Source organism: Ensifer sp. ENS03, assembly GCF_014852035.1.
In the GTDB taxonomy this organism is placed as follows: Bacteria; Pseudomonadota; Alphaproteobacteria; order Rhizobiales; family Rhizobiaceae; genus Ensifer; species Ensifer adhaerens.
The window spans coordinates 146,328-158,766 of the sequence record NZ_JACVAV010000006.1 but is presented as its reverse complement, the minus strand read 5'-3'; the positions used below and the strand labels follow the sequence as shown (position 1 = coordinate 158,766).

Genomic DNA, 12,439 nt, shown 5'->3' with positions numbered 1-12,439 from the left:
AGGCTCCCTAGGCTGCAATGGTGACGCGTTTGCCATCCCGCGCGCTGTCGATCGCGCCGAAGACCATGGCAAGGCTCTTGATGTTGTCGCTGCCGTCGGTTTCCGGCACAGCTCCCGCGTCGATCGCGCGGATGAAATTCTCGATCACGCTGGCATGCCCGTTCGTATCGGCGAGATCTTCGGTATCGGGCACCGCAACCGGTTCAACGGTGCGCATGAAGCCCTCCTGACCCGTAACGACTTTGGCGTCAAAGCGATCGCCGCCATCCCAAAGCAAGGTGCCCTTCGAACCGGTGATGCGCCACGCGCTCTCCCAACTGGTGTTGGCACCCTCAGCGCACCAGGAACCGCGATAGGTGAAGGCGACATTGTCGGAGAACTCGAAGATCGCATTGGCGGCCGCGCCATGGCGATACCAGGAGCCCTTGGGATTGTATTCGTGGCAATAGACCGCGAGCGGGTCCTTGCCCGACATGAAGCGCGCTGCATCGAAGGTGTGGATGGCCATGTCGAGCAGCAAGACATTGTCCATCTGCTCGCGAAATCCTCCGAAATGCGGGCCGAGGAAGAAGTCGCAATGCAACGCCGTCAGCTCACCGAGAACGAGCGACTCGATGAGGCGGCGTATGCGCCGAACACCGCTGATGAAGCGACGGTTTTGAACGATCGCATGGATCCGCGAGGCCGCTGCAGCAAGTCGACGCAATTCGCGTGCCTCGCCGAGCGAGGCGGCCATGGGCTTCTCACTCAAAACGTGGCAACCATGCGCAAGTCCGGCGGCCACCACCGCACGACGTGCGGCCGGAACGACGATGTCGAACAAAAGATCTGCACGGCTCTCGCGAAGCACGGTCGGCAGGTCCGTTCCGATAACGATGCCGCCAAGGTTAAATTCGGTAGCGAGCGCCTCAGCAGTCGCCTGGTCGAGATCGACGAGGCCAACAATCTCGACTTTCACGCGAAGAAGTTCGCTCTCCGTCAGCGCCCTCAGCCAGCCTTTGGCCATAGCTCCGCACCCGCACAAAACGGCCCTGTATCGCACGTGATTTCCTCCAAGAAACGGAAGCAGCAACTCCTCAATTGGCTTCCGTAAACGTTTACGATACTATGCGGCAAAGGGTTTTTATGTCAAGAGGTGTGAAAATGACCAGTCGCGGGTCTGGGGAGGAACGCGGAAAAATGAAGGGGATTCGCGAGCTTGCAGAACACCTCGATATCTCGATCGGGACAGTATCCCGGGCGCTGAACGGTAAGCCCGACGTCAACGAAGAGACCAGAAAAAGGGTGCTCGAAGCAGCCGAGTCCCTTGGTTATGTCGCCAACCAATCGGGCCGTGCGCTCCGCAAGGGCGCGACCGGCGTCATCGGCTTCATGATGCAGACCGGCTCCGAAATCACCGGCCAGGGGGACACATTCTTCATGAGCGTCTTCGACGGTGTCCAGACCGTCTTTGCTCGTCACAAGCTCGACCTCGTCGCCCTGCTCTGCTCCTCTGAGGAGGATCCGAACGACTACTTGAAGCGCGTTGTCGCGCGCGGTTTTGCCGACGGCATCATCCTTTCGGCAACAAGGCGACACGATGCCCGCTTCGAGCTGTTGTCCAAACGCAAGATCCCGTTCATCACGCTCGGACGTAGCCTGACAGATGTCGGTCAACCCTGGCTTGATCTGGATTTCGAGGGCATGGCTGAGGCATCGATCGATCGGCTGGTTGCGCACGGCCACAAGCAAATAGCGATCACGCGGCCGCATGACGACATGAACCTGGGCTATGTGTTTGAAGATCAGTGCCGCGCGACCCTGGCCCGACATGGGCTTCACCTCGACGAGCGTCATGTGTTCCGCTCAACCCCGAACGAAGCGGGAGGGTATCAAATCGCCCGGGAACTGAGTGCGCTTGAGACCCGTCCGACGGCGATTGTGCTCATCAACGAAGCAATCACTGTCGGCCTTTATCGCGGACTGGTGGAAGCCAGCATAAAGCCCGGACGGGACATGGCGATCATCGGTCGTCAAAGTCCGCATTCGCAATTCCTGTCGCCCCGATTGACGGCTTTCAGCCTGTCCCTACGCGATCTTGGCATAGCACTTGCCGAATCCCTGCTTGGTACGATGCCGGCCTTTGCCGACATTTACCCGGTGAGATCTGCGCGGTTCCTCTGGCCCATGACGCTCGTCCCGGGTGAGAGCGACTGATCGACACGTTTGCTGACACTTTCGGCGAAGGCCATCATCAGCGGACCGACGCCCTTGGGATCGTCGCTCACCAGCCGTTCTGCGAGGTAGTAGCCGGGCGTACCGTCCCTGTACGTGCCTTCGAAGCCTCCGAGACCTGCAACGCAGACGATCGTCGTCAGCCTGGTTATGCCCTGGGCGTCGGCAATGAGCCGCATAGAGAGCAGAGCGTCGAGTGCGCGGCGGCCGGCCGCGATTGTCTCTGACGCTCGATCAGGTTCGACGAGCCCAAGGCGTGCGGCGCGGATCAGCGCATAGGCAAACATGGCGGAGGCCGAGCTTTCCTCGTAGTTGCCTTCGAGGTTCGGTGCGTCAAGCACCTGCATCCAGAGGCCAGACGATGTCTGCCGCGCCATGAGTTCCCCCAAAAGCTGGCGTGCCCTCAGCCGATGAGGACCGGAGATTTCGTCATCAGGTAGAAGCGCCAGCGCATCCACGAGCGCCATCGCCAGCCAGCCAACAGCGCGTGCCCACACGGCAGGCGATTTGCCTGTCTCCGGATCGGACCACAGTTGTTTTCGGCTGTCGTCGTAACCATGAACATAGAGGCCGGCCGGGGTCGCCGTTAGCGAAAGCGCCGTCGAAAATTGCCGAAGGGCGTCAGTAACAAGCGCCGGCCTATCCGTGGCCAGCGCATATTCGATTTGAAACGGCAGGCCCATATAGAGCCCATCGAGCCAGACCTGGTGTGGGTAGCGCTTCTTGTGCCAGTAGTTGCCCTGGGGGATGCGCGGATGGCTTTCGAGTTGACCAGCCAGATGTTCTGCCGCCGCGAGATAGCGGGCGTCGCCGGTATCCCTGGCCAAGGCAAAGAGCGATCGTCCGGCGAGAATGTGGTCGATATTGTATTCTGTGGGATCGTAGCCGAGGAGTGAGCCATCGGGCCCGATTTGCCGATCGGCCAGCCGGTGAAGATGGTCCATCCAACGTTTCTCGCCCGTCGCCTGAAACAGCAGCTGAAGGCCTCGGTAGAGGCAGCCGTCTTCGTAACACCAGCTCCCGCCCTTGTAGGGACTGTAGCGATGCGCGAACTGGTCGAAATAGTCGGTCGGGTTCATGGGATCTCTCACTCGAAGTGCGTTGATATCGCGGCGGTGCTCAGGAGCGCCGGCTCGTCGCAATCGACGTCCGCTTGTTCCGAGACGATCGTTTCATGCCGCATCGGTCGGATCCCGTCGGCCATGACAGGAGGAGCGGCTGTGGCTTCGTAGTTGAAGGAGACGATCTTGAGTCGACGAATTTTGATGTTGCGGATTGGGGCCTCCGGCAGGCCAAGGAAGGTACCGGCGACATGGGCCAACTTCCGGATCTCGACATCCTCGATCGTGACGCCGTCGATGACAGGCGTGCCCACATCGACTGGAGCCGGCTGGCGGGATTGCACCCAGGCGTCGTGGCCGTCGGCATCGCAATGGTAGTGTGCGTTGGCAGAAAGCGCGGTCTCGACGCCGTCCATAAGAACGCTGCGCATAGCGATATCGGTGATCGCTCCACCACGCCCGCGCCGCGTCTTAAGGCGCAGGCCGCGATCTGTACCGACCATGGCGCAATTCTCGATCGAAACGTCGTGCACGCCACCAGACATTTCCGAACCAATGACGAGCCCCCCGTGGCCACGCTCCATCAAGCAGTGGCTCACCCGCACGCCACGCGTTTCGCTCAGATGGTCATCCTCACCATTTGGGCCGCGTTTGCCGGCCTTCACGGCGATGCAATCATCCCCGACGGAAAAGCGCACGCCGGTGATTGTCACGTCGCGACAACTTTCAGGATTGAAGCCATCGGTATTTGGGCTGTCGAACGGAGCGGAAATGAATAGTCCTGCCGCCGTCAATTGCCTGCAGCCCTGCGGGTGGATCGTCCAGGAGGGCGCATTGCGGATGGCAAAGCCAAGGAGCTGCACATTTGAGCAGGAAACGAGATGAAGGCCGCGCGGGCGGCGTGCACCGTCACGCGTTTCTTTCGGCCAGGTCCACCAGTCGCCCCTATCGCCGGAACCGTCGAGCGTGCCCTGCCCCTCGATTGTCAACTCTTTCACGCCAACGGCATGGAGCGGAGCTGCGAAACAGTCGGCCGGAAGGCCTTCCCAGCTCCCCAACATCCGGCCGGACGCGTCACGGGCGGGCAGGATGGGCCATCCGCGCCGCACCGACGGCGCTCGCAAGACCGCCCCTTGGGAAAGGTGGAAAGTCATGTGGCTCTTGAGTTTGACCGGAAATGCCGTCCAGACCCCAGCCGGCACCCTCAACGTACCGCCCACCGGAACCGCAGCAACGGCCTCTCTCAAAGCAGCCGCATTCCGGCGGGCACCGTCGAAATCCTCGGGAAGAACATCAAGGACAAGACCAAACTCGGCAGCGTCGACGAGCCCCGCGCAGGACGGGGTGTCAAACTCGACCGCTTCAAACCCTTCCGCTTCGAAGCGGTAACGTGTGCGAGGTTGAAGCTCGTGCAGCAGAGGCACAGCAAGGGAGGTCTCTCCCTGCCGCATCTGATTGTCCCCGTCGGACGAGGAAAGGCGCCACTTCGCTGTCGCCGGCAGGTGGTATAGCGCTCCGCGTGCCGGCAGGCAAAGCGCCGCCGTTCGCGCCGACAGCGCGATGATGGATGGTCGGGTCATAATCTCTCTCGTGTAGGCTTCCCGCAGGGCGCAGCGACGCCCGCCGCGACAAGCAACGGCGGGCAGTCTTAGCGATCAGTCAAACTTGGCGAGAACGTCGTTCACCGTATCGATGATTTGTTCTGCCGCCTCCTTGGCATCGAGCTGCCCGTAGGCGTATTCCTCGAGCGTATCGATGAAGGCGGCGCGGATCTCTGGGTGTTCATTGAACGGCGAAACCGTCGGCCCGCCGGCGGCCAGCACGATGGCATTGGCGGCGCGCACCTCGGGCTCGCCCTTTTCACCAAGGCGAGTGGCAGCGGCCTTCGACGCCGGCAGGCCGCGAGAGGTACCGAGTGCATCGATCCCTTCCGGCTCGTTCAACAGGCAGTTGACGATTTGCGCCGCAGCCGCTGGGTCCTTCGAATTCTTCGAGATCGAGAACACCATGGAGGGCTTGCGATAGACGCCGTCCGTTACCGCATCAGCAAGCTTGAGCATCGGCACGGGCGTCAACACCTGACCGTCCTTCAACGGGTCGGCATACTTGGAATAGGTCGAATCCCATTCATAGGAACCGGCGACCTTCCCCTCGGCCCAGGAGGGTTTCTCGAACAAATTGACGTTGCCGTCGGCGGCCTCTTCCTTCTGGGAGCGAATGGCGCCGGTCTCGACCAGCTTACCGAGGAAGGAAATGCCTTCAGCCAGCTCCTCAGGTGTCCAGGCGACACGGTTGGTCTCAGGATCGACGAGATCCTTTCCGGTCTTCTGGACGACGGCCAATGTCGTTAGAAGTTGCGCGGTCTCCTTGACGGCGTTGAAGGTGTAATAGTCCTTGCCAAGCTTCTCCTTAATCGTTGCCGTCGTAGCGAAGAACTCATCCCAGGTTTTCGGGATAGGCACCCCGGCCTTCTCGAAGGTCGTGGCATTGAAGAAGAAGACGCGGCCGGTGGTCGAGACGGAAAGCCCCTGCAAGACGCCGTTCATTGAGCCCGCCGCGAGATCGGCTTCGCTCCAGTTGGAAAGATCGATCGCCTGGAGCGTCCGCAGGTCCGCAAAACCGTCACCATTTTTCGAAAACAGCGGCAGCCACGGCCAATTGACCTGCACGATATCGGCCTCGGTCTTGCCGGCCATTTGGGTCGTTAACTTTTCGAGGTAGCCGTCAAAACCAGTGAACTCGCCTTTGACGGTATGGCCATATTTTTCACCGCAAGCTGCGATCGCCTTCTGGGTGGCAACGTGGCGGCTCTCGCCGCCCCACCACGCCATGCGTAGCTCAGCGGCGTGCGCTGCCGTGGCGAGCGCGAGAGCGCCATATGCAACGCTGGCGAGCGCAGCGATCTTTACTGTCATTCTCATTGGTTTCTCCTCCTTGAAATTGAACGACGCATCGCCTCCTCAAAGCGACACGTTGCGGCCATCGGTCTTGTCGAAAACATGAAGCTGGCTGGGGTCCGGGCGCAGCCGGATCAGATCGGAGCGGCCAAGAGCCTCGAATTCGGCGGCGCCCACTACACTCACCAGCTTTCGACCCTCGAGATCGGCGTGAAGGTAGACTTCATGGCCCATGAACTCGGCATTCGTGAGTTTCGCTGTGAACGCAGGGCCGTCGGTGGCGAGTGAGAGGTGCTGCGGGCGCATGCCGAGCACCGCCTCCGCCGGCCTCGCCGAGAGCCTTGCTTGAAGGTTGGAGCCGAGCGGCAGGCGCTGGGTCCCGATCGAAAGATGCCCGTCGACAAGTTCGGCATCGACAAGGTTCATCTCGGGGCTGCCGATGAAGCCAGCGACAAAAAGGTTCGCCGGGCGATTGTAGAGCTCCTTCGGCGCGGCAACCTGCATGATGTGGCCCGCCTGCATGACGCAGATGCGGTCGCCCATCGTCATCGCCTCGGTCTGGTCGTGTGTCACGTAAATGACCGTTGAGGATAAGCCTTCGGCCTTGAGCTGGCGGTGCAGGTCGGTGATGCGGACACGCATCGAGGCACGCAGCTTGGCGTCGAGGTTGGACAGCGGCTCGTCGAACAGGAAGACGCCGGGCTTCTTGATCAATGCACGCCCGAGCGCCACGCGCTGGGCCTGGCCGCCGGAGAGCTGCTTCGGCAACCGATCGAGCAACGGCTCGATTTCAAGGATCTTGGCTACGTGAGCGATAGCCGCGTCGATCTCCGCCTTCGGCTTGCCGGCAATCTTCAACCCGAAGGCCAGATTGCTGCGCACTTTCATGTGCGGGTACAGTGCATAGTTCTGGAACACCATTGCGATGGAGCGTTTGCCGGGCGGCAGGTCGTTAACCCGCTGGTCGCCGATTACGACCTCGCCTCCCGAAATCTCCTCGAGCCCCGCGACCATGCGCAATGTGGTGGACTTGGCGCAGCCAGAGGGACCGACGAAGACCATGAACTCGCCATCCTCGATATCGAGATTGATCCCGTGCACGGCCTTGAATGCGTTGCCATAGACCTTTTCGAGGTTCTTCAATTGGACCTTAGCCATGTTCAGCCTTTGACTCCCCCAGAGGAGATCCCTTCAATGAAGTACCGTTGCGCAGCGAAGAAGACGACCAAGGCAGGCGTGATCGTCAGCACCGACATTGCGAGAATGCGGTTCCATTCGAAGGCTTCGGTGGTGTCGATGGAAAGTTTGAGCGCGAGGCTCACGGGATATTTGTCGACCGATGACAGGTAAATCAGCGGTCCCAGGAAGTCGTTCATGGTCCACATGAACTGAAACAGGCAGACAGAGATCAGCGCCGGCGCGAGCATCGGCACGACGATGTAGACCAGCGTCTGGAGACTGTTTGCGCCGTCAACACGAGCGGCCTCTTCCATATCCGCCGGAAGCGAGCGCAGGAACTGCACCAGCATGAAGACGAAGAAGGCATCGCCCGCAAAGGCGGAAGGTACCCAGAGCGGCAGGAACGTGTCGAGCCAGCCGAGATCGCGAAAGAGAATATACTGCGGAATACGGGTTACAACATTTGGTAGAAGCAGGATGGCAATGACCGAACCGAAGAGGATCTTCTTCAGCGGAAAGTCGAACCTTGCGAAGGCATAAGCCGCCATCGTGCATGAGATCGCCGTACCGATGACCTTCGGCAGAATGATCAGGAAGGAATTCCAGAAGAACCTTCCGAACGTATAGGGCGTCGACGTCTGCCAGCCCTTTACATAGCCGTCAGCCGTCGGATTTGCCGGCATGAAACCAGCACCAGAAAAGATCTCCGAATTCGTCTTGAAACTCGCGCCTACCAGCCAGATCAGCGGGTAGAGCATGACGAACCCAACGGAAAACAGAAGCACATAGCGAACCGCCGTGGAGATCAGGCGGACCCTTGCCCTGCGTGCAGCCACGCGATCGTTGAGAGATTGAAACTCGGTCATCTCGTCAGCTCCTCTTGTCGCCGGCGTAATAGACCCACTTCTTGGAGGACCAGAAGGCAACAAGGGTCAGCACAGTGATGATGGAGAAGAGCACCCAGGCGATAGACGAGGCGTAGCCCATGTTGAACTTCTTGAAAGCCTCGTCATAAATGTAGAGCGGCAGTAGATAGGTCGCCTTGAGTGGACCGCCCTGGGTGATGATGTAAGGGCCGTTAAACTCCTGGAACGCCTGAACCATCTGCATGATCAAGTTGAAGAAAATAACCGGCGTTAGCAGCGGTAGGGTGATCCAGAAGAAGGTGCGCACTTTGCCGGCGCCGTCGATGGCGGCCGCTTCATAAAGTGACTTGTCGATCGATTGAAGAGCGGCAAGAAAGATCACCATGGCCGAGCCGAACTGCCAGCAGCGCAGCAGCGTGATGGTGAAAAGCGCATTCACGGGATCGCCGAACCAATCGACGGGCGCGATACCAAGGGTCGAAAGCGCCATGTTCGCAAGGCCCTGCGAAGCGAAGACATAACGCCACAAAACGGCAATCGCGATCGACCCCCCAAGGATTGAAGGCACATAGAACGCCGTTCGAAAAATACCGATGAATTTCAACCTGTGGTTTAGAATTGCAGCGATGAAGAGCGCAAAGGCGAGCTTCAAAGGCACGGTAATGAACACGTAAAGCAGCGTTACGTTCAGCGACTTGATGAAAGTCCGGTCGCGGGTAAACAGCCGCTCGTAGTTGGCGACACCTGTCCAGCGCGGCTCGCTCATCAAGTCGTAGCTCGTGAAGCTGAGATAGAATGAGCCGATGAACGGAATGGCCGTGAAGATCAAGAGGCCGATAATGTAGGGCGCCAGATAGCCAAGCCCTAAAAGACGATGCCCTTTCATGCCGGCCCTCCCGGACGGCACTGTAGAGCGGCCATTTTAGATACGGTTTCGTACAAATTGCGCTCCCGGAACGGCGCAGACAGGCGCAGGCTGTAGCCTCCTTCCCGTCCGCTGACCGATCTCCTCCCAGTTCGATGCGGTGCGTGCATGCATTTCTGCGATGACACTCACGTATTTTTGTCACAGAATGAATTCACAAAGGCGAGGAAAAAGATGGACGAAATTGAAGGTGGAATTCTCTCAGCTATTCCACCGGCGGCGCTGACGCTTAATCTGACCCGCGCTGCTATCCGGATGGAGCATTCGCAGACTTGGCGCATCGACAAGTCGAACCCGGTCGACGACCTCGTCATCTGCCTTGAAGGGCGCGGCCACTATCTGGTCGACGGCGAGCCACGCGTGATGGAGCCGGGTGATGCCATGCTGATTTCGCGCGGCCAGCGCTTCATCGGATGGAGCGAGGGACCGGAGACGTATCTTGGCCTCGCCCAGCATTTCACTCTTGATATTTACGGCCGCCACAACCTGGTCGAGCAGATGGATTTGGTGCCGAAGTTGAGACTGGCGCGGTGGGGGTTGCTTGAGCCGTTGGCGCGCCACTATCGTCAAAGCGCGCCGCCCTCTTCCGTGACGCTTGGCCAGCACCACCTGTTCATGGTTCTGTTGATCGCTTTCATCGAGGATGCGTTCATCGGGTGGCGAGACCATGCCACCTACCAGCCCGAGGGGGCAGACGCGATCGATCTCGCTGTCATGAAGGCCGCAACGATGATCTCCGCCAATCCGCTCGACCCGGATATTGCGACGAAAGCGGTTGAGGCATCACCCTACAATCGCGATTATTTCCTGCGGGAATTCCAAAAGCGCGTGGCGCGCACGCCGCGCAAGTACCAGGAACTGAAACGCATGGAGCGGGCGATGCACTTTCTCGAAGCAGGGCTTTCGGTTTCCTCTGCGGCCGCGGAAGTCGGCTATCCCGACCCCTACTACTTCTCACGCATGTTCAAGCGAACTCTGGGTCTCAGTCCACGCGATCACATGAAAAGGGTTCGCCAAAGCCGAGATGGCGGCCTCATGCACCTCGACGAGCGCGAACAGGCCCTGGTACTCGCCGACGGGCTTGCGGGCGACTAGCTCGAAGTGTGTTGGCGCTAAGCCGGACAGACAAGCACCCATGTGTCTCGCCGCGATGATGTGGGAGAACATACCCGGCAATTTCGGACATGGCCCTGGTCGGCACGCGTGTCAACAACACTCTCATGTCTCGGGCATCTTGAACCTGGCGAGCGCGTCACGGTCGATCTCGATGCCAAGGCCGGGCGCATCGGGGATGGCAACGACACCGTCGACCGCCTCGATCGGCGCCTTCAGCACCGCCTGCCGGAACGGATTTTCCGTCCGGTCGAACTCCAGGATCGGCTCGATCGGGTTGACCCGCACCGGATCCGGCGTCATCGCCGCCATGAACTGCAGCGCGGCAGCGATATGCACGCCCGTGCCCCAGACATGCGGCACGATGCGAACGCCGTGCAGCGTCGCAAGGCTCGTGATCTTCGCCATCTCGGAAAAACCGCCGCAGCCGCAGAGATCCGGCTGCAGGATGTCGACGGCACGGCTTTCGATCGCCGGCCACATGCCATAGCGGCCATGCCAGGTCTCGCCGCCGGCAACCGGGATCGGCTGGCCGGCGCTGACCGCCCGATAGGCGGAAAGCTGTTCCGGCACGACCGGCTCCTCGAACCAGTCGATGTCGTAGTCGGCCGCCGCCTTGCCAAGCCGGATCGCCTCGGTGACGGTGTAGCCGTGGTTGGCGTCGATCATCAGCCGCATCTCGTCGCCGATCGCCTCGCGCACGGCACGAATGACACGCAGGTCTTCGTCGATGCCGAAGCCGATCTTGATCTTGCAGGCATGGAAGCCTTGCGCCCGGCGCTCGGCCATCTCCAGCGCATTGTCGGAGACCCGGTCGACGCCATCGCGCTTGAAGCTGCCGGTCGCATAGGCGCGCACGCTCTCGCGCCAGCGCCCGCCAAGCAGCATGGAAACGGAGGCACGATAGTGTTTGCCCTTGATATCCCAGAGCGCGATATCGATGCCGGAAAGGGCGGTGACCGCAAGCCCGCGCTGCCCCTGATCGCGCAGCGCGTTGTAGAGGATCGCCCAGAGCTTTTCCGTCTGGCGCGGGTCCTGGCCGATCAGCCAGGGCGTGTACGCCGCAACCACCGCCGCATTCGGCCGCGCCGGGCCGAGGCACTCGCCCCAGCCGATCGTGCCGTCGTCGCACTCGATCTCGACCAGCACATGGGCGCGACGGTCAAAACGCATGGAGGCGCTTTCGAACGGCACGGCCAGCCGATGTTCGAGAAGGTGGGTGCGGACGGCGACGACCTTCATGGGCTATCCTCGCAAAACGCTCATTTCTGACGCTTGTTCGCACCGATGAGCGCGTCGAGCATGGCGACTTCCTCCTCGGTCAAGTCTTTCAGCGGCGCACGCACCGGACCGGCATCAAAACCCTGCAGCCGCACGCCGGCCTTGATCGCCGACACCGCATAGCCCTTGGCGCGGTTGCGGATGGCCATGAACGGATAGAAGAACTCGTTGAGGATGCGCTCGCAGGTGGCGCGCTCGCCGGCGCGAAGGGCGGCATAGAACTCATTGGCAAGGCCCGGCACGAAATTGAAGACGGCCGAGGAATAGGTGGTGAAGCCGGCACCGAGATAGGCCTCGGCAAACAGTTCCGCCGTCGGCATGCCGCCGAGATACATCAGCCGGTCGCCCATCTTGGCGGTGACCTGGCGCACCAGCCCGATGTCGCCGGTGCCATCCTTGAAGCCGATCAGGTTCGGGCATTCGTCGCACAGCCGGGCAAGCGTGTCGGCCTGCAGCACCGCGTTGTCGCGATTATAGACCATGACGCCGATGCCGACCGACTGGCAGATCTTCTTCACATGGGCATAAAGCCCTTCCTGCGGCGCATCGATCAGATAGTGCGGCAGAAGCAGGATGCCGTCGGCACCGACGCGCTCGACCGAACGGGCGATGTCGACCGCCATCTCCGTGCCATAGCCGCAGCCCGATACGATCGCCGTGTCGCCGGAAACGTCCTTGGCCGCCCTGACGATGCCGGGGATCTCGTCCGGCTTCAGCGAAAAGAACTCGCCGGTGCCACCGGCCGCAAACAGAACCGGGGCCTTGTAGCCGGCCAGCCACTCGACATGCGCCCGATAGCTGTCCGGCGCAAACCGACCCTCCGCATCGAAATGCGTCACCGGGAACGAAAGCAGGCCCGATCCAAGCGCGGCCTTGATCTGCTCAGGGTTCATAACGTTGATT

General features: G+C 60.7%; 11 protein-coding genes. 2 read left to right on the top strand and 9 right to left on the bottom strand.

Going from position 1 to position 12,439, the window contains the following annotated elements:
• Positions 1 to 7: 7 nt before the first annotated feature.
• Positions 8 to 1,042 (bottom strand): Gfo/Idh/MocA family protein, encoded by a 1,035-nt coding sequence (locus IB263_RS21140; protein ID WP_082566432.1) that lies wholly within the window; start codon positions 1,040 to 1,042, stop codon positions 8 to 10.
• A gap of 137 nt (positions 1,043 to 1,179) precedes the next feature.
• Here IB263_RS21140 and IB263_RS21135 point away from each other — a divergent pair, with 137 nt between their 5' ends.
• Entirely contained in the window at positions 1,180 to 2,196 is a 1,017-nt protein-coding gene (locus tag IB263_RS21135) for a LacI family DNA-binding transcriptional regulator (protein WP_060516773.1), read from the top strand.
• Here IB263_RS21135 and IB263_RS21130 read toward each other — a convergent pair.
• From IB263_RS21130 to IB263_RS21105, 6 genes are all read right to left on the bottom strand, one after another.
• Positions 2,133 to 3,293, bottom strand: a complete 1,161-nt coding sequence (locus tag IB263_RS21130) for a glycoside hydrolase family 105 protein (protein ID WP_051659455.1) — start codon at positions 3,291 to 3,293, stop codon at positions 2,133 to 2,135. The two genes, IB263_RS21135 and IB263_RS21130, sit on opposite strands and share 64 nt — an antisense overlap.
• An 8-nt stretch (positions 3,294 to 3,301) precedes the next feature.
• Positions 3,302 to 4,855 (bottom strand): glycoside hydrolase family 28 protein, encoded by a 1,554-nt coding sequence (locus IB263_RS21125; protein WP_034798666.1) that lies wholly within the window; start codon positions 4,853 to 4,855, stop codon positions 3,302 to 3,304.
• Positions 4,856 to 4,930: 75 nt separating this feature from the next.
• Complete coding sequence (locus tag IB263_RS21120; RefSeq protein ID WP_060644521.1) at positions 4,931 to 6,196, bottom strand: ABC transporter substrate-binding protein; 1,266 nt, start codon at positions 6,194 to 6,196, stop codon at positions 4,931 to 4,933.
• 39 nt (positions 6,197 to 6,235) lie between these two features.
• Positions 6,236 to 7,330: an ABC transporter ATP-binding protein gene (locus IB263_RS21115; RefSeq protein ID WP_192438967.1), complete on the bottom strand. Its 1,095-nt coding sequence runs from the start codon at positions 7,328 to 7,330 to the stop codon at positions 6,236 to 6,238.
• Between the two features lie 2 nt (positions 7,331 to 7,332).
• A complete protein-coding gene (locus IB263_RS21110; protein ID WP_060516781.1) occupies positions 7,333 to 8,217 on the bottom strand; it encodes a carbohydrate ABC transporter permease in 885 nt (294 codons plus the stop codon).
• 4 nt (positions 8,218 to 8,221) lie between these two features.
• Complete coding sequence (locus IB263_RS21105) at positions 8,222 to 9,103, bottom strand: carbohydrate ABC transporter permease (protein ID WP_192438966.1); 882 nt, start codon at positions 9,101 to 9,103, stop codon at positions 8,222 to 8,224.
• A gap of 213 nt (positions 9,104 to 9,316) precedes the next feature.
• Here IB263_RS21105 and IB263_RS21100 point away from each other — a divergent pair, with 213 nt between their 5' ends.
• Positions 9,317 to 10,237, top strand: a complete 921-nt coding sequence (locus tag IB263_RS21100; RefSeq protein ID WP_034798654.1) for an AraC family transcriptional regulator — start codon at positions 9,317 to 9,319, stop codon at positions 10,235 to 10,237.
• A gap of 123 nt (positions 10,238 to 10,360) precedes the next feature.
• On the opposite strand, the gene IB263_RS21095 is transcribed toward IB263_RS21100, so the two are convergent.
• Positions 10,361 to 11,497: a mandelate racemase/muconate lactonizing enzyme family protein gene (locus tag IB263_RS21095; RefSeq protein ID WP_192438965.1), complete on the bottom strand. Its 1,137-nt coding sequence runs from the start codon at positions 11,495 to 11,497 to the stop codon at positions 10,361 to 10,363.
• A gap of 20 nt (positions 11,498 to 11,517) precedes the next feature.
• The gene (gene kdgD, locus IB263_RS21090; protein ID WP_034804438.1) at positions 11,518 to 12,429 is read right to left on the bottom strand and encodes a 5-dehydro-4-deoxyglucarate dehydratase; all 912 of its coding nucleotides are present in this window, start codon (positions 12,427 to 12,429) and stop codon (positions 11,518 to 11,520) included.
• Between the last annotated feature and the right edge of the window lie 10 nt (positions 12,430 to 12,439).